This is a genomic window from Enterococcus sp. PF1-24 (assembly GCF_029893325.1).
Taxonomy (GTDB): domain Bacteria; phylum Bacillota; class Bacilli; order Lactobacillales; family Enterococcaceae; genus HY326.
The window spans coordinates 21254-43625 of the sequence record NZ_JARXWL010000009.1; the positions used below are offsets into that span (position 1 = coordinate 21254).

General features: G+C 34.2%; 23 protein-coding genes. 20 read left to right on the forward strand and 3 right to left on the reverse strand.

Annotated elements, in window-relative coordinates; translation table 11 throughout:
- Nucleotides 1-2: 2 nt before the first annotated feature.
- The gene (locus M2139_RS05660; protein ID WP_280737850.1) at nt 3-722 is read right to left on the reverse strand and encodes a response regulator transcription factor; all 720 of its coding nucleotides are present in this window, start codon (nt 720-722) and stop codon (nt 3-5) included.
- 162 nt (nt 723-884) lie between these two features.
- On the opposite strand from M2139_RS05660, the gene M2139_RS05665 reads away from it, so the two are divergent.
- The 4 genes from M2139_RS05665 to M2139_RS05680 all read left to right on the forward strand — a co-directional run bounded on the left by M2139_RS05665 (nt 885) and on the right by M2139_RS05680 (nt 4016).
- Nucleotides 885-1346, forward strand: coding sequence for a DUF523 domain-containing protein (locus tag M2139_RS05665; RefSeq protein WP_280737851.1), 462 nt, complete (start codon nt 885-887; stop codon nt 1344-1346).
- Nucleotides 1347-1363: 17 nt separating this feature from the next.
- Complete coding sequence (locus M2139_RS05670; protein ID WP_280737852.1) at nt 1364-1702, forward strand: putative DNA-binding protein; 339 nt, start codon at nt 1364-1366, stop codon at nt 1700-1702.
- A 16-nt stretch (nt 1703-1718) separates the two neighbouring features.
- A complete protein-coding gene (gene ffh / locus M2139_RS05675) occupies nt 1719-3134 on the forward strand; it encodes a signal recognition particle protein (protein WP_280737853.1) in 1416 nt (471 codons plus the stop codon).
- A gap of 84 nt (nt 3135-3218) precedes the next feature.
- Nucleotides 3219-4016 carry a DUF2785 domain-containing protein gene (locus tag M2139_RS05680; RefSeq protein WP_280737854.1) on the forward strand — a complete coding sequence of 266 codons (798 nt, stop codon included), beginning with the start codon at nt 3219-3221 and terminating at the stop codon, nt 4014-4016.
- Nucleotides 4017-4065: 49 nt separating this feature from the next.
- On the opposite strand, the gene M2139_RS05685 is transcribed toward M2139_RS05680, so the two are convergent.
- Entirely contained in the window at nt 4066-4863 is a 798-nt protein-coding gene (locus M2139_RS05685; protein ID WP_280737855.1) for a helix-turn-helix transcriptional regulator, read from the reverse strand.
- A 105-nt stretch (nt 4864-4968) separates the two neighbouring features.
- Between M2139_RS05685 and M2139_RS05690 the strand changes: the two genes are divergently transcribed.
- Nucleotides 4969-6114, forward strand: coding sequence for an MFS transporter (locus M2139_RS05690; protein ID WP_280737856.1), 1146 nt, complete (start codon nt 4969-4971; stop codon nt 6112-6114).
- Nucleotides 6115-6168: 54 nt separating this feature from the next.
- On the opposite strand, the gene M2139_RS05695 is transcribed toward M2139_RS05690, so the two are convergent.
- A complete protein-coding gene (locus M2139_RS05695; RefSeq protein WP_280737857.1) occupies nt 6169-7830 on the reverse strand; it encodes a phosphoenolpyruvate carboxykinase (ATP) in 1662 nt (553 codons plus the stop codon).
- 447 nt (nt 7831-8277) lie between these two features.
- Here M2139_RS05695 and M2139_RS05700 point away from each other — a divergent pair, with 447 nt between their 5' ends.
- The 15 genes from M2139_RS05700 (at nt 8278) to M2139_RS05770 (ending at nt 22176) form a co-directional block, all read left to right on the forward strand.
- Complete coding sequence (locus M2139_RS05700) at nt 8278-9057, forward strand: hypothetical protein (protein ID WP_280737858.1); 780 nt, start codon at nt 8278-8280, stop codon at nt 9055-9057.
- Between the two features lie 451 nt (nt 9058-9508).
- The gene (gene trpX / locus M2139_RS05705) at nt 9509-10516 is read left to right on the forward strand and encodes a tryptophan ABC transporter substrate-binding protein (RefSeq protein WP_280737859.1); all 1008 of its coding nucleotides are present in this window, start codon (nt 9509-9511) and stop codon (nt 10514-10516) included.
- A 25-nt stretch (nt 10517-10541) separates the two neighbouring features.
- Entirely contained in the window at nt 10542-11420 is an 879-nt protein-coding gene (locus M2139_RS05710; RefSeq protein WP_280737928.1) for an ABC transporter permease, read from the forward strand.
- Nucleotides 11421-11450: 30 nt separating this feature from the next.
- Nucleotides 11451-12221, forward strand: coding sequence for an ATP-binding cassette domain-containing protein (locus M2139_RS05715; RefSeq protein ID WP_280737860.1), 771 nt, complete (start codon nt 11451-11453; stop codon nt 12219-12221).
- Between the two features lie 104 nt (nt 12222-12325).
- Complete coding sequence (gene lepB / locus M2139_RS05720; RefSeq protein ID WP_280737861.1) at nt 12326-12859, forward strand: signal peptidase I; 534 nt, start codon at nt 12326-12328, stop codon at nt 12857-12859.
- 178 nt (nt 12860-13037) lie between these two features.
- Nucleotides 13038-13547, forward strand: coding sequence for a DUF2922 domain-containing protein (locus tag M2139_RS05725; protein WP_280737862.1), 510 nt, complete (start codon nt 13038-13040; stop codon nt 13545-13547).
- Nucleotides 13548-13610: 63 nt separating this feature from the next.
- Nucleotides 13611-14324 (forward strand): ABC transporter ATP-binding protein, encoded by a 714-nt coding sequence (locus M2139_RS05730; protein WP_280737863.1) that lies wholly within the window; start codon nt 13611-13613, stop codon nt 14322-14324.
- Nucleotides 14321-15055, forward strand: coding sequence for an ABC transporter permease (locus M2139_RS05735; RefSeq protein ID WP_280737864.1), 735 nt, complete (start codon nt 14321-14323; stop codon nt 15053-15055). Before M2139_RS05730 ends, M2139_RS05735 begins: the two co-directional genes overlap by 4 nt.
- Before the next feature lie 4 nt (nt 15056-15059).
- Complete coding sequence (locus tag M2139_RS05740) at nt 15060-15893, forward strand: MerR family transcriptional regulator (RefSeq protein ID WP_280737865.1); 834 nt, start codon at nt 15060-15062, stop codon at nt 15891-15893.
- Between the two features lie 252 nt (nt 15894-16145).
- Nucleotides 16146-16562, forward strand: a complete 417-nt coding sequence (locus tag M2139_RS05745) for an Rrf2 family transcriptional regulator (RefSeq protein WP_280737866.1) — start codon at nt 16146-16148, stop codon at nt 16560-16562.
- A gap of 92 nt (nt 16563-16654) precedes the next feature.
- The gene (locus M2139_RS05750) at nt 16655-17464 is read left to right on the forward strand and encodes an SDR family oxidoreductase (protein ID WP_280737868.1); all 810 of its coding nucleotides are present in this window, start codon (nt 16655-16657) and stop codon (nt 17462-17464) included.
- 202 nt (nt 17465-17666) lie between these two features.
- On the forward strand, nt 17667-18335 hold the full coding sequence (locus M2139_RS05755) for a response regulator transcription factor (RefSeq protein ID WP_280737869.1): 669 nt from the start codon (nt 17667-17669) through the stop codon (nt 18333-18335).
- Entirely contained in the window at nt 18332-19342 is a 1011-nt protein-coding gene (locus M2139_RS05760; protein ID WP_280737871.1) for a sensor histidine kinase, read from the forward strand. The genes M2139_RS05755 and M2139_RS05760 overlap by 4 nt, the downstream gene beginning before the upstream one ends.
- Before the next feature lie 85 nt (nt 19343-19427).
- A complete protein-coding gene (locus tag M2139_RS05765) occupies nt 19428-20192 on the forward strand; it encodes an ABC transporter ATP-binding protein (protein ID WP_280737872.1) in 765 nt (254 codons plus the stop codon).
- Nucleotides 20182-22176 (forward strand): ABC transporter permease, encoded by a 1995-nt coding sequence (locus M2139_RS05770; protein WP_280737873.1) that lies wholly within the window; start codon nt 20182-20184, stop codon nt 22174-22176. Before M2139_RS05765 ends, M2139_RS05770 begins: the two co-directional genes overlap by 11 nt.
- The last annotated feature ends 196 nt before the right edge of the window (nt 22177-22372 follow it).

A 22372-nucleotide genomic window follows, 5' to 3' on the forward strand; every position in this document is an offset into this window, starting at 1 on the left:
AGTTATTTAGGCTCCTGAAAGCGATAGCCAAAGCCCCGCACCGTTTGCAAATATTGTGGGTGTTTGGGATCGACTTCGATTTTTTCTCTTAAATTACTAATATGGACATCAACAATTCGGCTTTGACCAGAAAAATCAAATTGCCAAACCCGTTGTAGCAACGTTTCCCGATTAATCACGCGATTTTTTCTTTTCATAAAATAAACCAACAATTCAAATTCTTTAGGGGTTAGCATAATTTCTTGATTGTTTACTAAGGCTTGATAATTAATTAAATTCGCTTGAATTTCACCAACTTGCAACCACTCATCTTCCGATTCTTCAGTGACAGTAGGAGCTGGCGTTTTTTCTTGCCGGGGTTCCATTCGTCGAAAAATAGCTTTCATGCGGGCTAAAACTTCTCGCGGACTAAAAGGTTTAGCTAAATAATCGTCTGCGCCCATTTCTAAGCCTAAAATTCGATCAATTTGTTCGTCTTTGGCGGTTAAAATTAAAATCGGGGTGTCAATTTTTTCTTGCCGTAAATGGCGGGTAATATCTAAGCCGTCCATACTAGGTAGCATTAAATCTAAAATAATAAAATCAAAAGATTTTTCCATGGCTAATTGATAAGCTAATTTGCCATCTTCAGCAGTAGTTACTTGATAACCAGCTTTTTCCAAATTAAAAGTTAATAAAGTCAAAATTGATGGTTCATCATCAACGACGAGAACATGCTTCATAAAGGTGCTCCTTACTTAAATTAAAGTAATCATGATTAGGACATTTTACAACTTAAAAAGTAGTAAATTTTCTTCATTTTAACATAGAATTACTAGGAAATACTATTGTTACTCTTGATTAAATGTTATAATAAAAAGGCAATTTAATGTTGGAGGTTCAGCATGTTAGCAATCAGTGCTTGTTTAGGTGGGATTTGCTGTCGCTATGATGGTAAAAATAATACAGTTGCAGCTTTGCAGCAACTAGTAGCAGATAAAAAAGCTATCGTTGTCTGTCCGGAAGTATTAGGTGGACTGCCAACGCCCCGCACACCTTCAGAAATTGTCGGTGGCGATGGTTTTGATGTTTGGCAAGGAAACGCCCAAGTCGTAACGAAAACCGGTGAGAACGTCACAGCAGCTTTTAAAGCAGGCGCCATTCAAGCTTATCAAGAATTAAAAAAGCACTCGATTGATTATCTTGTTTTAAAAGCAAATAGTCCTTCTTGTGGCAGTCAACTGATTTATGATGGCAGTTTTTCAGGCATAAAAAAAGCCGATGTTGGCGTTGCAACAGCCTATTTCATTTCTCAAGGGTTGCAAGTAATCACAGAAGAGGAATGGCTAGTCAATCAAGAAAGATAAAGGTGGTTGCATAACTTATGGAAATTGAAAAGACCAATCGAATGAACGCTTTGTTTGAGTTTTATTCAACATTATTAACTGAAAAACAAATGAATTATATGGAGCTTTATTATGCAGATGATTTTTCTTTAGGGGAAATTGCCGAAGAATTTCAAGTGAGTCGGCAAGCAGTTTATGATAATATTAAGCGAACAGAAAAAATTTTAGAAGATTATGAAAAAAAATTGCATCTTTTTTCTGATTATTTTGTTCGGGGAGAATTATTAGAGGAAATGGAAACTTACATTTCAGAAACTTATCCAAAAGATCAAACATTATCTGAATTAATTCATAAAATCCAAGAAATTGACGAGTAAAGGAATGAATATATAAATGGCATTTGAAAATTTGACAGAACGTTTACAGGCGGCTATGGGTAAATTACGCCGCAAAGGAAAAATTACTGAAGCAGACGTAAAAGAAATGATGCGAGAAATTCGCTTAGCACTATTAGAAGCCGATGTTAACTTGCAAGTTGTTAAAGAATTTACCAAAAGTGTAAGAGAACGAGCGGTGGGTTCAGAAGTTTTAGATAGTTTATCACCAGCCCAACAAATCGTTAAAATCGTTGATGAAGAGTTAACGAAAACTTTAGGGGAAGAAACGGTTCCGCTGAACAAATCACCTAAGATTCCAACCGTAATTATGATGGTTGGTTTACAAGGGGCAGGTAAAACAACTTTTGCTGGGAAATTAGCGAAACATTTAATTCAAACAGAAAAAGCCCGACCTTTAATGATTGCAGGGGACGTTTATCGTCCAGCAGCGATTGATCAGTTAAAAGTTTTAGGGCAACAACTAGATGTTCCTGTTTTTGATATGGGGACAGATGTTTCACCAGTTGAAATCGTTCGTCAAGGGATGGCTTTAGCTGCTGAAAAACATAATGATTATGTCATCATTGATACCGCTGGTCGTTTACATATTGACGAAGCGTTGATGGATGAATTAAAACAAATTAAAGAATTAGCCCAACCAGATGAAATTTTATTAGTTGTTGATGCTATGACTGGGCAAGATGCTGTTAATGTTGCTGACAGCTTTAATCAGCAATTAGGCATTACTGGGGTTGTAATTACTAAACTTGATGGCGATACCCGTGGTGGTGCGGCGCTATCAATTCGTTCCGTAACAGGCGCACCAATCAAATTTATCGGTTCTGGTGAAAAATTAACTGACTTAGAAATTTTCCACCCAGACCGGATGTCTAGTCGAATCCTTGGTATGGGGGATATGCTGACTTTAATTGAAAAAGCCCAACAAGAATATGATGAAAAACAAGCCGAAGATTTAGCCCGCAAAATTCAGGAAAATTCTTTTGACTTAGATGATTTTGCTGAGCAAATGGACCAAGTGATGAATATGGGGCCGTTGGAAGACTTAGTTAAAATGATTCCGGGTATGAGCCAAATGCCAGGAATTGAAAATGTCAAAATGGATCCGAAAGATGTTAACCGTAAAAAAGCGATTATTTCTTCTATGACACCAGCGGAAAGAAAAAATCCCGATATCTTAAATCCAAGTCGTCGTCGTCGAATTGCGGCTGGTTCTGGTAATAGTGTGGTTGAGGTTAGTCGTTTCTTGAAACAATTTAAAGAATCGCAAAAAATGATGCAACAAATGTCCAAAGGCAGCATGCCTGCTGGAATGGATCAAATGTTTGGCACCGGCGTTAAAGGTAAAATAGGCAAAATGGCCATGAATCGCATGGTGAAGAAAAACAAGAAGAAGAAAAAGAAACGGAAATAAGCATTAAATGATAGAAAAGGACCCTTGCTAGCAGTTGTTAACTGAAGCAAAGGTTCTTTATGTTAAGCTAAAGGAGTGAAGAAAATGACAGCTAAAAATGAAATTCAACTTGCTATTGCCAGTCAGCAACCCATTTCCGATGAAATTTTAACTTTAATGATTGTTAATATTGGCAACTGCGACTCTCAGTTAAGAGATGAGTTGATTTATTCTTCTTGGAAAGAATTATTTAGTAAAAATTTAATCTCATTGGCTCAAAAGCGACAGTTATTAAATGTTTCATTGACAGAAAATTTGTTTTTTGAAATTGAAAAAACTTTTACTGATGCAACTTTTACTCGCAGTTTTTCCAGTTTATTATTAGCTGCATTGATAGAAAATCATTGTCAAAAAAATTGGCTAACAGACATTGAAGAAAGCCAACTGATTTGTTTAGGCATTAAATATATGCAAACAGAAAAAGATTATCGGGGTTATGTTGAGGAAAAAGGTTGGGCTCACGCCTTTGCTCATGGCGCTGACTTATTGAAGCAACTTTCACGCTTGGAGCAGTTTACGTCAAAAGATACTTTAGCAATTTTTGATTGTATTGAATATGCTTTATTTGAAGTAGAAGAATTTTTATATGGCGAAGAAGGTCGTTTAGCAAGAGTGATAAGCCAGTTATTAAAGGAACAGAAGATAACAGATGAAATTTTAGCTAATTGGTTAACAAAAGCTCAAGGAATAGTGGTAGAAAAAGGTTATTACAATGTTTGGTGGTTGCAGTTTTTAAAATCATTATTTTTCATTTTATCATTTGAACGCTTTGATTTAATGTTGAGTTTTGCAAAAATTAATGAATGTTTACAAATCGCTTATGATAAGTATCGGATTATATAAAGAAAACAAGCTAGTTGGTTCAGTAAGCTGAACCAGCTGGCTTGTTTTTCTATAATAGTTTTTGCAGATAATTTTTCAATTGTGGGATATTCAATTCTTCAATTTTAGCTAAAAAAGTAGCACTTTCTTCAACTAAAACAGTTTCTAAATAGTGAATGGTGATTAATGGTTGCAAGAAATTATGAGCGCTGGCTTCTTGTTTAGCTAGTTTTAACCCTTGAGAAGCAGCCTTTTTTTGCTGATTTTCAATAGCTTGAATGACATAGTTTAGGGTCAGTTGCAAAAGATATTGTGAGGATAATAATAAATTCTGCTTTTGAATATTTCCTAAAACCTTTTTGTAAAGCAGCTGATTTTCTTCCCAAGTGAATAAGAAAAAGTAGTTATTATATAAGCGATATTCATAAGTATACCAGTGATTATTTTGAAATAGTTGTGGTTTAATTGCTTGACTGATTTTTTCTAAATCAAGCTGAGCGGGTTGTTGGTGAATAATTAATAAGTATTGAGATAAATAATAAAGTTCTTTTAATTGTGGAGTTGACCGATAAGCTTGATCGATTTCCTGAGCGTACTGTTTTAGCTCAATTAAACTCCCTTGATTTTCAATAGTAACTAAAGTTTCATGATTAAATTTAATGAGCTTTTTTTCTTGGCTGTAAAATAAAAATTCTTCAACAGAAATATTTAAGCGTTCAAGCAAGGCGACGACTTTATCGAAACTAGGTAAGTAATGACCATTTTCAAAATTAGATAAGTTTCCCCGACTCATAATATCTTTTGCTAAGGAACTTTGCGAAATTCCCTTAGCTTTACGAATTTTTTGAATAGTTTTACCGTAATTCATATAAGTTCTCCTATTGGCTATTATGTTAGTATACTAACATAAATACTTAGAAAAAGCAGTTTCCTGTATCTTAGAAGTTAACTAAGGTAAGGGAGTTATTTTGAAATGAATAAAAATATTGGTTTATTATTGCTAGGAATTGCGATTTCAAGAGTTGCGTATTTTATGACGACACCATTTTTAACTTTTTATTTAGTAAATTTGGGAAATATTTCTCCAGTTGAAATTGGCGTAATTGTCAGTAGTCAGGCCATTTTTCATTTGTTAAGTTTGCTGATTGTTCCTAAAATAAGTAATCATTTGCCATTAAAAACATGGCTTATCTTAATTGCTTTTGGTAGTGGCATAAGTAATATGTTGTTGGCGAATAGTCAGATGTTTGTCTCTTTATTTATTTTGAATGGCTTAAATGGTTTTTGGTTAGCTTGCTATGAACCACAAGTTAAGCTGGCGCTTTCGCTTTTGTCTGAAGAGCAAATGCGTTTAAAAATTTTTAATCTACGCTATACTTTAATTAATTTTGGGGCTGTGATTGGACCATTGCTAAATAATTACTTTCAATTGAATGATTTGAATAGTCATTTAATTTTAAGTTTCGCTTATTTCATAGTAGGGTTGTTGAATTGTAGCTTAGTCATTATAGAAGATGACAATCAATTAAATAGCAAACAGAGTAGGGAAGAAAATAAATCAATTAGCTTGAAAAAACAATTCATTTTGTTAATCGTGGCAGTCACTTTTTCGTATTTTGCTTATTCGCAATTGCAATCAACGATTCCACAGTTTTTAATTTATCAAGGAAAACAGGGCCTTGCGATTTATCGAAAATTACTTTCTACTAGTGGTTTATTAATTATTTTTTTACAATTTCCGATTATGAAAATAACTAAAAAATATTCTATGAAGCAAAAATTAATAGTTAGCAATCTTAATTTGGCAATTTGTTTATTATTTGCTCCGTATCTTACAAAAATGTGGGGAATGTTGCTATTTTTAGGGAGCTATGTATTGGGAGAAATTCTATTAGGCAGTAATTACGATTATGCGGTGGATAAATTAGCTGATGATACGACTAAAAGTTCGGCTTTTATTTTTGGTGAAATAGTTAAAATCGGTTCGGTGGTAGGACCGATTTTAGGAAATAGTATTTTTAGTTTTATAGGCTGGCAAGCAGCGCCTTGGTTATTTGCCATTTTTGCTGGAATTACTTTAATCGGGAGTTTACTATTAAAGTTGATGAAAGATTTTTAAAGATTAAAAAACCAGAGCAAAACTTGTTAAAAGTCTTGCTCTGGTTTTTTTCTATTAATCTTGAACGTTTTCTAATTCTAAAATTAGATGTTGAATCAATAAAGAAGTTTCTTCTGGTAGGGCATTGTAGCCTTCGTTTTCTTCTCGCATTTCTTGAATGAAGCGTAGACGATTTTCCATGCCTTTTCGTAATTTAGTAATATATTCTTGATCATGGAAATTAGGCTCATGACCTTCAACTGGCAAGTAGCTCATAGCAGTCATTGGTCCGAAGTCTTGGAAGTTTGCCTGGTCTTCAACGATTGCTTCGATACTGCCTAAAGTGTCAGCAGGCGTAACTTTATTGCCATTGAAGAAGCCAGTATTTAAAATGTAGCAAGCTGTTTCTTGACCAGAGAAAAGATTACGGAAATCTTGATAATCTTCGGCTAGCGGATAACAGCGGAATGGATTAGCAAAAGGTTCAATAACTAAGCTATCCAAATCAGTTCCAGGTGCAACATTTTCAGCAGTTGAGCGTTTTGTAGCTAAAGTAACACCGAAAACAGCGGCTAAAACAGGATCGTCAATCCGCACAATTGGTGGTAGGCTGTCATCTTTCATAATCCAAAAGACAGCATCAATTTTTTCATCTAAATGATCCACGCGATTTGGGGTAACAAAACGTGATTTAACAGTTCGACCATTACCGTTACGGATATCTTCGGTAACTAAAACTTTATTACCCGCATCATCTAAAGTAACACCGACATTTTGACAAGTTAAAAAGTATTTAACGGCTTCATGATCCATTGGATAATCTTGTGTTTTATCAAAATATGCTGGCTCTAAGGCAGTTGTTTTACCTTGTTCTTTATCAATAACAAAAGCATCATCGTGTAAAACTACCACATCATATTTATTGCCATGTTTCGCTAAAGTGATGGTTGATTTACCTGAACCAGATAAACCAAAAGCCGCCATAGTAAATTTGCGATTAGCTAATTGATATTGTTTCATCCCGCCATGACAAGCAATAAAGCCATTGCGATGGGCAGTTGCCCAAGATAAAGTTAAAGTTGCTTTCTTAAATTCGCCAAAATAGCGTAAACCTAAAATAGCTGCGACATTATGATGGGGATCAAAAACGACTAAACCAAGTGGGAAGTCAGGGTGGCTCCAATTAGGATCGCCATAAATATAAACATCGCCTTCTTGATAAGCTTTAGAATGGCTGTAAAGCTCTTGATATTCTTGATTCATAATTTGGAAGTTCAATAAGTAAGAATAAAAATCTAACTCAAAACCTTTTGGCATCATCACGTGAGAGCGCATCATAAAGTCTTCATGCAGCCCAACTACAACTTCACCGTGATAATATTCTTGTTTGGTTCCTTGAAAAACGGCTTCTCTTAAAATATCACTATAAAGTTTATCATCAATACCAGGTTGCCCGATAATTCTTCTAGCAGCCGCTGTTCGTCCAACGATTTTACCATCGTTGTTAACTAAAACTTTGGCGTCGCTAGGAATACCTAGGTTTTCTGCTTGATAAACTGGAATATCGGTAATAATGGTTCCCGGAGCATTTTTTGCTAGTTCGTAGGCTTCATCAATGCCGGTAATTTTTTGAACATGATTGCCATAAAAACTTGTTTCGATAATCGCTCTAAAATTTGAAAATAGCGGATTATCTTTTTTGATCTGGTTGACTGGTGTTCCTTGAATTGTGCTCATGTTATTCCTCCTAGTTCATTTCTATATTCTTAATTTGTTCCTTTTGAAAACTAGTTTGATTTTCATGCATAGACCATTTCACTAAATGTTTAGATTTTAGTAGAAGGGCAGCCGATTTTTTATTAGAAATGATAGTTTAACAACTTTCTTTTTCCAACAAGTCTATTTTACCACAAAAAAATAAAACGCTTCCTTTTTTTAGAAAATTAATTTTATTTTTTTTAAAGGGTGAAAGAAAAATTTAAGAATTAGCTGATTTAGGAGTCATTAATCCAAGATTTTCGTTAAAATCAGGAATAAATAGTGATATTTATATTTTATAAAGGTTATATTTTTATGAATCACGGTTTTAGTCAGCTTTTACAGAAAAAAATCCTTGCAACCCATTTGAAGAACAGTATAATAAAATAGAGGCGTAGACTAATTTTGGAAAGGGGTTGATACTTTTTGGATGAGTTAGATAAAGATAAAGAAAAAGACGCTGTAGTTGAAAAAGATACAAAAGCTGTTGAATCAGATACTACAAACACTTCAGATACTGAAGTAGCAGAAAAAGAAGTTGAAGAATTTGAGGAAAACGCAAAAAGTATTCTTTTTAAATTTGATGAATATCTTACAGGTCGCCAAAAAATTATGTTGTTATTGGCCTTCATTACCTTAATTATTGCGATTATTTACAGTTTATTCATGCCACGAATAATTGGAAGTATTCGTTCTTCTCAACTTGATAGTGTAATCTACAATGATTTTGCTTCAGAGCATGTGGCTTTTTTTGATTATGGTAAGATTGATGAGGAGTTAGCTAAACAGGAGCAAGTAACGGTCTTGTTTGCTTCACCAAATGATAAATCATATAAAAAAATGTTAACTTATTTAAATGATAAAGAGCTTAATGAAGAATTAAGAACGCAAGTTTATTTATACCCGTTAGTTTATCAGGCTGAATCAGTAACTAGTCAGTATAACTTGGAGCAAGACAAGTTAACCTTTGTTCAATATGAAAAAGGTATAGAAAAAGTCCGCTTTACTTATGAAGAATTGCGAGATGTTGAAAATCAATTACCTATGTATTTGAATCAAATGCCTACAGGTGTTTTAGGTACTGAGACCCCAGAAGTGCCTGAAGGAGAAAATCCTGAAGTACAATGGGAAGAACAACCACAACCGGAAGAAATACCGGCAGAACAGCTAGCTTCTAGCGAACCAGAGGCAGTAATTACTGAGTAATAACTCAATGATTATAAGATGAAAAGAGATTGTTGAAGAAATTCTCATCTTTTTTTCATTTATATGTTGACGATAGTTATTTTTTTCGGTATAGTAACTTTATCGTAAAGAATGACAGATAACTTATTATGACTAAGGAAGTGATTGACATGCAATTATCAACTACATTTAAAGTGAATTACTCATGGCAAAACTGGCGTAGATGGTAGTTGTATTTTGTGAAGTCACTTCATAGATACAACTTATTAGAGTAGCTTCTAAGAATTGTATCTATGTCGGTTAAACAATGATAATTAACCACATAGAGAATCTATGTGGTTTTTGTTTTATTTTAATTAAAACACTAACCAGCAGAAATTGTAATGGTTAGTGTTTTTTTGTAGTTAAAAGAAGTTAATAAACTGATGTACCAGTCAAGCTGGTTTAATTTAAATTATTGGAGGAATTTTTTATGAAAAACAATCGACGTTTAATTTTGGCGGTAATTATTATTTTTGGAATTTTAATTGGTTCTTTTGTTAAAGAAGTAACTACTACAACCACCACTAAGGACTCAGAAACTGAAGAAGTATTAAAGGTGGGGATTTTACAATATGTTAGCCATGAAGCCTTAGATCAAATTTCTGAAGGGGTTGTGGAAGGTTTAGCAGAAAGAGGTTATGTGGAAGGGGAAAACTTAGAGATAATTTTTTATAACGGTCAAGGCGACCAAAGTAAATTAGCTACCATGAGCCAACAGCTAATTGATAAAAAATGTGATGTATTAGTTGGTGTAGCAACACCGGCTGCGCAATCGTTGGCCAATGCAACTTCAAGTATTCCGATTATTATGGCGGCCATTACCGATCCCATTAAAGCCGACTTAGTTCAGTCTTTAGAGGAACCTGGTGGCAATATTACCGGCTTATCCAATCGACCATCTGTTGAAGATCAATTTGCCTTAGCTGCCGAATTATTACCAAAAGCTAAAAAAATTGGAATTTTATATTCATCTGCTGAAGATAATTCAAAATCACAAGTTGAATCAGCGACAGTGGCCGCGACTGCTTTAGGTTTAGAAGTCAGTGAATATGTGGTAAATTCCACCAATGAAATCGCTCAGACGGTTGAAGTGATGGCGGAAAAAGCCGATTATATTTATTTGCCACAAGATAATATGATTGCAACCGCAATGCCAACAGTGGTTGCTGAAGCAAATAAATCAATGACGCCAATCGTTACTTCAGTTGATACAATGGTAGAAGCTGGCGGCTTAGTGTCAATTGGTCAAAATCAAAAAGATTTAGGCTTTGAATCAGGGAAGATGGTAGCGGATGCTTTAGATGGCAGAAAACCTGCAACCACACCAGTTTATATCTACACTAAAGTTGAAGCCGTGATTAATATGCAGCAGGCCGAATTTTTAGGAATTGAAATTCCTGAAAAAGTGTTAGCTGAAGCAAAACTAATTAATGAATAAATGATATTTTTAATAGGGGGAATTTATAATGGTATCATCAATCGGACAAGGAATGTTATGGGCAATTTTAGGATTAGGGATTTTTATGACTTATCGAATTTTAAATTTTCCTGATATGACAACAGAAGGTTCATTTCCTTTAGGAGGGGCCGTTTGTGTAACGGCAATTGTTCATGGCATTCATCCTTTTTTAGCAACGTTATTAGGGATTTTAGCTGGTATGGCGGCGGGCTTAATTACCGGACTATTATTTACTAAAGGGAAAATCCCATCCATTTTAGCGGGGATTTTAGTGATGGCAGCTTTGAACTCAGTAATTTTATTCGTGATGGGTTCTTCCAATCTTTCTTTATTAAATCAACCAAGATTGCAAGACATTTTTAGTCAAATGGGCTTGCCAGCTGATTTTGATATTGTGCTGGTGGGCTTATTGGCACTAGTGATTATTATTAGTTTGATGTTATTTTTCTTTAATACTGATTTAGGGCAGGCGTATATTGCAACGGGTGATAATGAATCCATGGCTCGTTCCATTGGGATTAATACTGACTTTATGAAAATTTTAGGAATTACTCTTTCAAATGGCGTAATTGCTTTAGCGGGCGCTTTAATTTGTCAACGGGATGGTTATGCCGATGCCAGTAAAGGTGCCGGGGTGATTGTGATTGGCTTATCTTCCATTATCATTGGAGAAGTTTTGTTTGGTGAATTAACTTTTGCCGCGCGGTTAGTGGCGATTGCGGTGGGGAGTATCATTTATCAATTACTAATTTTATTAGTGATTCGTTTAGGTTTTGACACAACTTATTTAAAAATCTTTTCATCAGTCATTTTAGCTTGTTGCTTAATGATTCCTCAGTTAAAACAAACATTGAATTTAAAAACTGGTTTAGAAAAAGAGTAAAGGGCATTTAATTATTTGGAGGTAAAGGCCATGACAAAGGTATTGGAATTAATTCAAGCAACGAAAAAAATAAATAATGGCATTAATGAAACGAAAGTCATTATGAATGAGGTCAATCTAACGATTAATCAAGGAGAATTTGTAACTGTTTTAGGGGGCAATGGTGCTGGCAAAAGTACCTTATTCAATAGCATTGCCGGTTCGCTAACGTTAACTAGTGGCACCGTCAAATTAATGGGAGAAACTGTTACCAATTGGAATGAGGAAAAACGGGCAAAATATTTAGCTCGCGTCTTTCAAGATCCTAAAATGGGAACAGCCCCGCGAATGACAGTTGCTGAAAATTTACTATTAGCAGAAAAACGTGGGGAAAAGCGCAAAATTAAACTGCGGGAGTTAAAAGAGAAAAAGACGCTTTACCATGAAATTTGTAGTCAAGTAGGGAATGGCTTAGAGAAACATTTAGATACACCGACAGGGGACTTATCTGGCGGACAGCGACAAGCTTTAAGCTTACTGATGGCAACTTTGAAAAAGCCTGACTTATTGCTATTAGATGAACATACGGCAGCCCTGGATCCGAAAACTTCTAAGCAATTAATGGCGTTAACCGATAGTCGCATTAAACAGGAGCAATTAACTTGTTTAATGATTACTCATCGCATGGAGGACGCCTTACACTACGGCAATCGCTTGATTGTTTTACAAAAGGGAAAAATTGTTAAGGATTTAGATAAACAAGCAAAAGAAAAACTAACATTAGCTGATTTATTACTATTTTTTGAAGAAGAAGAGGAATAATTGCTTTAAAATTTTAAGTTTAGCTTAAAATTCTTGCTTTCTAAGAAACTTTCTTTAATAATTAAGGTAGCAATTAAATTGAAAAAATTAGCTAAGGAGCAGCTATGAAAAAAATTATTAAAGAATTATTACCTTATATCATGATTTCTGTAGTGGTTATTATTTTGCGAGTTTTTGTTTTCTCACCAACGGTTGTCGATGGGATTTCAATGGAACCAACTTTAGAGGATCACAATTATTTGATTGGTTTAAAAAATCAGGTAACGGACATTGAGCGCGGGGATATTGTAGTTTTTCCTTCCATTGGGAATCCCGAAGAAAGTAATTATATTAAGCGAGTAATTGGCGTTGGCGGTGATACGTTGGAAATGAAAGACGATGTGCTTTTCATTAATGGTGAAAAGCAAGCCGAACCTTATTTGAATCAAGCCAGAATTGAAGAAAACGCAAAAAAATCAAGTTACCCTTATACAAATGATTTTAAAGTTGAAGTTCCTGAAAACCAAATATTTGTTTTAGGAGATAATCGGCAACATTCAGGAGATAGTCGCATGTTTGGCTGTATTACCGAAGAAGAGGTATTGTCAGTCGCAAAATTCAGGATCTTGCCAATTGGCGATTTTGGAAAGTTAAAATAAAATCAAAAGTCATGGTTTGCTGTAAAGTACAGTAGACGATGGCTTTTTTGTGCCTTTTTTATAAAAAATAGATTTATTCTATCAAAGTTGAAAATAAAATAGGGTGACATTTTGCTACCGAACTTTCGTTTATAGAGTGTAAAGTAAATCACTGATAAGGGAAACGAGGAAACCAATCATGAAAAAATTACACTTAACTTTTTGGAATCAAGATGGTAGCAAGCAAACTTTTATTATTCACCATGCTGCTCAAAATTTAGCACCGGAAAAGGTTTACTATTTAATGGAAAAATTAGTTGCTTTGAAGATGTTTGTTAAAAAGGGTGTGCAGCTATGTACTAAAATTCATAGCGCTAAGTATGTGGAAATTATCACCACGCCATTATTTGATATCAGTAAAAATGCTAGTGAAGAGGAAGCTTTGACATTATTAGTTAATCAAAAATTTGGTGAGTTACTTGCGGAAGATGATGAAAGTTCAGTCATGAAAACTATTGAATTGCAGAATGAACAAGCATTTGTTAGCAATTTGCTAACAGAAGCAAAGGTTTGTCAAGGTAGGTTAGCCTACGAATTAGCTTTAAGCTTAGCTATTTTTTACCAAGTTGTCCAGCAATTATTCCATATGAAAACCAATAATTGGCAAAGAGGACCAGATTTTTCCAAAAAGGTGAAAATTTCCTATTGACTCTCCTGTTAGGGCGGAGCTTATGCTCAATTAGTACCTTAAAACCAAATAGGAGGGCAAAAGATGAAGGTAATTGAGATTAAACAGCTTTCAAAAGCATTCAAGGAAAAGCAAGTCTTGAAAAATATCAGTTTTTCAGTAGAACAAGGCAGAGTGGTAGGACTTTTAGGTCCTAACGGGGCTGGCAAATCCACCTTGATTGAATGTATTTTAGGAATTAAAAAAATTGATAGTGGTACAAATTTAATTTTTGGAAAAGTTCCGCAAAAAAATCGCAAACAAATTTTCCAACGGGTAGGAGTACAATTACAAGCGGCAAATTTTCAAAATAATATTAAAGTTTATGAAATTTGTGAAGAAATGTCTGCTTTATATGCTAATCCGCAAGATTATCAGCAATTATTGAAACAGTTTGGTTTACAAGAACAAAGCAAGCAATTTGTTAGTGGTTTATCTGGTGGGCAAAAACAAAAACTTTCTTTAGTCATTGCATTACTTGCTAATCCAGAAATTGTTTTTTTAGATGAATTAACGACTGGATTAGATGTTGAAGCTCGTCGGGAAGTTTGGCAACTATTGAAGGAGTTGAAGCAACAAGGTTTAACTATCTTTTTAACCTCTCATTATATGGAAGAAGTTTTGGAACTATGCGATGATTTACTGATTTTAAAAGAGGGCAACTTGATTGCCCAACATCCATTAAATGAGTTAAAAGAAAACCTAGATGCACAAGCTTTAGAGGATTACTATTTATCAATGGTAGGAGGTACAAAATGACATATTTCAAACTTTTAAAAATAGAAGGAAAGATTTCTTTACGAGCATTAGACGGGATTATTTTTGGGATTATTATGCCAATGGGAGTGTTAGCCCTAATTAATTTAGTTTCTGGTAGCCAAGTTGTGGCTGATGGAGATTATACTTTTTTACAAGGAAGTTTTGCTTCTTTAGTTACCGTGGGAATTTGTGCATCCGCATTTATGGGGATTCCCTTAACGGTTAGTGATTATCGTGATAAAAAGATTTTGAAACACTTTTTCACAACGCCTGTTAGTCCCTTAAAGTTGTTATCTGTTCATGTATCAATTGGTGCTATGACCGCAATCACTTCAGCTACAGGGGTGACTTTATTAGCGGTATTTGTTCTAGGTTATCGGATGTTGGGCTCTTGGTTGCTATTTATTGGTGCATACTTTTTAGTGATGTTTTCCATGTATAGCTTAGGAATGATGATTGCTAGCGTTTGCTCAACGGTTAAACAAGCCAATCTAGTTTGTACTTTGGTTTATTTCCCGATGCTATTGTTATCTGGTGCAGTGATACCTTTTGAACTATTTCCTAAAGGCATGCAAAATATCGCAAGATTTTTACCCTTATCACAAGGGATTCAGTTGTTAAAAGCAATTTCCTTAAATTCAAATGATTTCTCAAATTTTTCAATCATTTATTTAATATTATTAGCATTAACTGGTACAATAATCTCATTAAAACTATTTAGATGGGAGTAGCCTGATGACTGAAGCAAATCAACCTGCCATTCATGGAAATAGTCTTTACAAAGTAGGGCTGTTTTCAAAAATGAACCAAATTACCGTCAAAACATTACGTCACTATGATGAAGTGGGGATTTTAAAACCCCATTATGTTGATGCTGAAACTGGCTATCGTTATTATAATGTGGGGCAGTTACCTGTTTTGCACGAAATTATTGCTTTGCGGCGACTGGGCTGTAGTATTGAAGAGATAAAACAAATTCAAGCAGGGGTCTCTCGTTCTAATTTACTGCAACAAAAAAAGCAAGGGATTCTGATGGAAATTGCTAATAAAACCCAAGATTTAGCTGTAATTGAAAGTTATTTAGCTAAGCCTAATATTTTATTAGAATATCCAATTGTTGAAAAAGAGTTGCCAGAAATTATTGTTGCTTCCCGAAGAGAAACAATCAGCAATTATGGTGATCTTAGCCGAATTATGGTGGAAATGGCTGCCGATTTGGAAAATTTAGGTTGCCAAACCGTTACGCCAGAATATTGCTTTAATATTTATCATGATGGGGAATATAAAGAAGACGATATTGATGTAGAAATTTGTGAAGCAGTGACCGAGATGAAAAATGATAGCCCGCAAATTAAATTTAAAATCCTGCCTAAAATTCCCAAAGCAATTTGTGCGATTCATAAAGGTTCTTATGATAATTTACCTGGGGCATTTGCTTCGGTTTTAGAGTTTATCGCTGAAAATAATTATCAAATTATCGGCTTGCCACGAGAATCTTATATTGACGGTCGCTGGAATGGCACACCAGAAGAAAAATGGTTAACGGAAATTCAATTTCCGGTTGTATAAATAGAAATTTAATTAAGCTAAGCCTGATAAAAAGGGGTTAGCTTTTTTATTGCTGAAAAAATATTAAAACAATGATAATGTACAAATTTCTGTAAAGGTAAACTATTTGGCGGAAGACAAAGGCTATTCACTATTTACAATTTGAGTTGATATTGTCAAATAAGGTCTAATAATATATCATTGACAACTAGATATAAACGATATATAGTTTGTTTATAAATATATTGAATTCGGCGTTAGGAGGATTATAAAATGTCATATTCTACAGCAACATTTCAAGCGACATCAATTTTACTATATATACATTTCAAAACTGAAGATGGCCTTTATGATTTCTTATCTACAAGGAGTATCTCAGAATATTTATCTATCCCCAATCCTACAGCTGTAAAGATACTAAATAAATTAAGAGTGGCAGGTTTGATTCACACAAAAGAAGGTGCAAAAGGCGGGAATCTGTTAACTAAATCAATTTCAGAGATATCAATGTTAGAAGTATTCACGGCAGTGGAGCAAGATAAACCATTATTCAAAATACAACACAATTTCAATATAGATTATGAAAATCTTGATTCAATTGTTAATAGTGGCATAGAATGCCTAAATGACGCAGAAAAAGCAATGAAAGAATCATTATCAAAGAAAACGCTATTGGATTTAATTAAGTAAAGAGCTTGCTGAACTAATATGGTTCAGTTTTCTTTAAACTTTAACTAGATATAATTTATATTTATTTTATAAATAAAATACAGGAGGTTATTATGAAAACAGTTTTTATTACAGGTGCTTCTTCAGGAATCGGAAAGCAGACAGCAAAATTATTTCAATCAAAGGGCTGGAATGTTATCGCAACAATGCGAAATCCACAGGAGGAGATAGAATTATCCAAATTAGATAATCTTAAAGTATTACAATGTGATGTAACGGATACTCTTAGCATTAAAAATGCCGTTAAAGAAAGTATAGAAATTTTTGGCGGTATTGATGTATTAGTTAATAATGCTGGCTACTATACGCTCGGCGCATTTGAGACCTTTACCGATGAACAAATAAATCAGCAAATTAATACTAATTTACTTGGATTAATTCAAGTGACAAAAGAAGTAGTCCCATATTTTCGGAAGCAAAAATCTGGAGTTATTGTTAATGTTTCGTCTATTGCTGGCTTAATATCCATACCATTACAATCTTTGTATCATGCAACTAAATGGGGAGTTGAAGGTTTTTCTGAATCCTTACAATATGAATTACAACCTTTTAATGTTCAAGTTAAAATTATTGAGCCAGGTGTGATTAAAACAAATTTTTATGGACGCTCAATGACAATGGTAAATAGTGAAAACATAGAAGATTATAAATCTTATTCTGAAAAGGTAATGAAAAATATACTTAAAAATGGGGAAAAAGGCTCAGAACCGTTTGGCGTTGCTGAAACAATCTATAAAGCTTCTACTGATAATAGAAAGAAACTAAGATACCCTACAGGTAATTCAAAAAATCTTACAACTTTACGCTCTTTATTGCCTAAAGGAATATTTATTTCAACAATTAAAAAGGTGATGGAAAAATAATAAACTACTACTTGGTAAACTTCTTTTTGCATATTTTAATATCTATTAGACGATAGTTTTAAATAAAGCTATCGTTTTTAGTATGTTTTGATAACTAGCAAAGCTTTTCATACTTTAATTTTTCAATTTTTCTTGCTATGATGTTGAGTGAGGATTATTGATTTTAAGATAATCGACGAGGGCTAATTAGCTGGAGGATAAAATGAAAATTTTAATTGTTGAAGATGAAAAAAATGTGCGCATGGAATTGGTTTTACTATTAGAGAATGCCATGTATGAGGTTGTGGCGATTGAGGATTTCAATCAGGTTAGCCAGCAAATTTTGGCAGCAGCGCCTGATTTGGTGCTCTTAGATTTGAATTTACCGGGAACGAATGGGCAAGGGATTTGTCAGGAGTTACGGCAAAAATCTGATGTGCCGATTATCTTTTTAACTAGTGATAATAATGTTTTAACGGAGTTGAATAGCTTGTTGATGGGTGGCGATGATTTCATTAGTAAACCTTATTTGCCTTCTTTATTATTAGCGCGCATTCAAAATTTATTAAAACGACAAACCGCCATGCCAACTAATGAAAAAACACAGCTGGTGCATAATGAGGTCGCTTTAAATCTAAATACTTATAAAGTTAGTTATAAAGAGCAAGAAGTGGAATTAACGAAAAATGAATGCAAACTATTGCATTACTTTTTCCAACGCAAAGGCGAAGTGATTCCCCGAATTGATATTATTGATTACCTTTGGGAAAATGATGTTTTTATTGACGATAATGTGTTAAGCGTCAATGTTACGCGGTTGCGGAATAAGTTAGCTGATTTAGGCATCACGGACTTTATTCAGACTAAAAGAGGCGTTGGGTATCAAATATGACTATTTTTAAATATCTTCACGATAAAATATTGCTGATTCTTTTTCATTTGATGGGCATGCTTTTGCTTGGTGCTTTTTTATTAAGTATGGGCAATACCCTTGTGACAGTTGGCTTGATTGAAATTTTTTGGTTGATTGCTTTGAGTGGCTTTTTAGTTTACGATTTTTGGAAAAGAAAAAAGTTTTTTGCTAAAATCAATGGGCAACTGGCACAATTGGATAAGCCTTATCTTTTATCTGAGTTGATGGAAAAAAGTTGGTATTATCAAGACCAGCTGTATAAAGAAATTATTGAGCAAGTCAGTAAGTCGGCTTTAGAAAGCATTGCTCATTTAGAAGTGCAACAAGATGAGTATAAAGCTTTTATTGAAGCTTGGATTCATGAAGTTAAACTACCAATTACCAGTATTTATTTAGCGGTGGATTCTGTGGAAATCCAACAAAAGCAACGAATTATTTACTACTTAACGGAATTAGAGAATCAAGTGGAGCAAGCTTTGTTTTACGCTCGCAGTGAACAAGTTTATAAAGATTATTTTATTCAAGAAATTTCTTTAGCAACGGTCGTAAAAAATTTAGTTAAGAAAAATAAGTATTTGCTGATTCAAAATCATATGGAAGTTACCCTTGATTGCGAGGCACAAGTCTTAGCTGATGAAAAATGGCTAAGCTTTATTATTAATCAGATTATCTTTAATGCTGTGAAATATAAAAAAGCGGAGAGCGGCAAGTTAGAATTTTATACTGTAGTCTCAGATGATAAAACTGAATTAATGATTAAAGATTACGGCATTGGCATTAAAGCCGAAGAGTTAGCACGGGTTTTTGAGAAAGGCTTTACTGGTAGTAATGGCCGAATGATTGGTAAATCAACGGGGATTGGCTTATATCTTTGTAAAAAACTTTGTCAGAAGTTAAGCTTGCAAATTCAAATTGAGTCGCTTGAAAATGAGTATACACAAGTTACGCTTGTTTTCCCCCGTAATACTTACATTTCAAAATTGTAACTTTAATGCAAGTTAAGTTGATACTAGCACGACTAAAATTAGCTTATGCTATTAACGAAGCTAATTTTAGGAAGGAAGAGAAAAAATGAGTCATTTAATTACTGCAACCAACGTTGAAAAATATTATGGAGATAGCGGGCAAACAACCAAAGCCCTTAACCGTGTCAGTTTTGAAGTCAATAAAGGGGAGTTCACCGGTATTATGGGAACTTCTGGTAGTGGAAAAACAACCTTATTGAATATGTTAGCAACTATTGACCGTGTCAGTGCTGGTCAGATTTATTTTGAAGATGTCGATATTACTAAATTAAATGAAGAAGAACTGGCTGAATTTCGGAAAAAAAATCTCGGTTTCATTTTCCAGGCATTTAATTTAATTGATACTTTAACTATTGATGAAAATATTGAAATGGCCCTTAGTTTGCGAGATGTTGACAAAGCAACACGAGTGAAGGAAGTTGCTAAAATTATGGAGCAGCTAGGCATTTCTCATTTGAAAAATAAATTTCCTTATGAAGTGTCTGGGGGTGAAAAACAGCGTTGTGCTTGTGCTCGCGCTTTAATTACCGAACCTAAATTAATTTTAGCCGATGAACCCACTGGCGCGTTGGATTCAAAATCTTCTACTAAATTATTGAGCTTAATGGAGTTCATGAATAAAAATTTGGCAGCGACGATTTTAATGGTAACTCACGATGCCTTTAGTTCTAGCTATTGTGAACGGATTTTATTTTTAAATGACGGAGAAATTTTCCAAGAACTTTATCGTGGGCAACAAACCCGCCGAGAATTTTTAAATACGATTTTAGATGTGCTAGCGATTATGGGAGGTCAGGCGGATGCTGAATAAACTTTCCTTTAGAAACGCCCGTCGCTCTGCGAAAGATTATAGTATTTACATTTTAACCATGACTTTGATTTCCATGTTGATGTTTGCTTTTAATGGCATGCTCTTTTCACAAGCAATTCAAGATTTATTAGCAGACGCAACTTCGCTAATTGTAATTTTCGGCATGGCTTCTTTCTTTATCTTAATTATTGTGGTGTGGATGACGAAATATATTATTAATTTCATGCTGGAAAGAAGAAGTAAAGAATTTGGTAATTACTTGTTAATCGGCATGACGAAAAAGCAAATTACTAAAATGTTTAGAAGAGAGCATATTATTTTAGGTGGCGTTACTTTCTTATTAGGGATTATCCCTGGTTATTTAGTTCAGGTTGCTTTTGTTAATATTTTCTACAGCATTTTTGGTGTGACTTACAGTTACCAAATAGAATTTAGTTTGTATACCTATTTGTTAGCTTTGCTTTATTATGTGATTGCATATGGCATATCATTATTCCGTTTAGGCAATAAGTTTAAGAAAATGGAAATTGTTGATTTACTTTCTTTAGAAAATCAAAACGAAAAGAAAATTAAAGCAAAAGTCAGTGAGAAAGTCGTCTTTTTTGCCAGTTTAAGCTACATTGTTCTATTTCATATCTTCGTATATACCGGTTTAGCTTCAAATTCATTTGTGGTAGTTTTAATTATTGGCTTAGCTTTAGCGATTTATGGCGTATTTATCGGGCTGTCTGCTTACTTAACTGCGTATATTGAAAAAGGCAAAGGGCGGGTGAATCGGCGAGAAAATATTTTTATTTTTAGACAGTTAAGTGCCAAAATTCGCACGATGCGTTTTACTATGGGGACGTTAACCGTGCTGTTTACCGTTACCATTTTGTCATTTATGTGTGTCTTGATGTTTGACGGCTATCGTAAAGAAGCTTTTGATATGTATTTAATGCCAATTGATGTTCTCTATGTCAGTGAAGAAGAAAATGAAGATTTTGCAAAACCGTTGGCGACGATTGAAGAATTTGGGGAAGTGACGGCGCAATACACTTATGTTATCTATCAAAATGGCAATACGCAATTAAACGACTATTTAAAACCCAAAACTAAAGGGGAATACTTTGGTTATGATACATTTATGGCTTTGTCAGATTATAATTATTTGCGGGAATTAACTGGTTATGAAGCAGTTGATTTGGCTGAAGATAGTTATCTTTTACAAGTTACTGCTCGTTTAGAAAAAACGTTTGTGGACTATGGGGAGCACAACCAAGTGAATGTTGCCAAGCAAGCTTTAAAATATCAAGATACCGAAACGATTCCTTTTACGCAGGCTGGTACTAATGGCGCGGATTATTTGATTGTAGTTGCGGATTCCTTAATTGAAACCATGACACCTTATTATGAGGTTTTAGCTGCCAATGTTTCTGTTGAAGATACTTATGGGTTAGCTCGTCAATTAGAGCAGGATTATCTTTATGTTGATGAAGATGGAGAACCTGATGGCGTTGCGATGACACTAGAGTATGGCAATGGTAGTGAAGATATTATTACATTAGGTAGTCCTTTAATTGTTAGAGAAGATTTGGTTCATGATTACACCAATTCAGCAGCGACCATGAGTTTTGCTTTAGGTTATATCGGAGCAGTTTTTCTAATCGTAGCCATGAGTATTTTAGCGATTCAGCAACTTTCCGATACGACTAAATATAAATATTGCTACCAAATTTTAGGGAATTTAGGCGTTAATCAGCGAGAGAAAAATAAAATCGTTTTGAAACAATTAGCTCTTTATTATTTATTCCCCGTGGCGATTACTATTTTCTTAGGTTTATTTTTAGGAATATTTTTAAGTAGTGCTTTTGTAGCCAACACCGGTTTAATCAACGTTTTTGGCCCGCAATACTATTTAAGTGCCGTGGGCGTTTTCTTAGTTTTATTCTTATTATACTTTGTCATCACTTATGTAAGTTTCTTACGGATGATAGAAAAATAGCGAGATTGAGTAAAACCACTTGCCTGTTGCGGCAGGCAAGTGGTTTTTGGCTTTGAAGAAGTGCTGAACAAGTCTCTCCGCTTTTAATGGTGTCTAGCTGTAAAGGCTAGCTCTCTTCGATAAAGTGAAAAAGAAATTCGCGGTATAGAACACCGCTATAATTTATTTTTGCACTTTACTCGAGAGCTGAACGAGC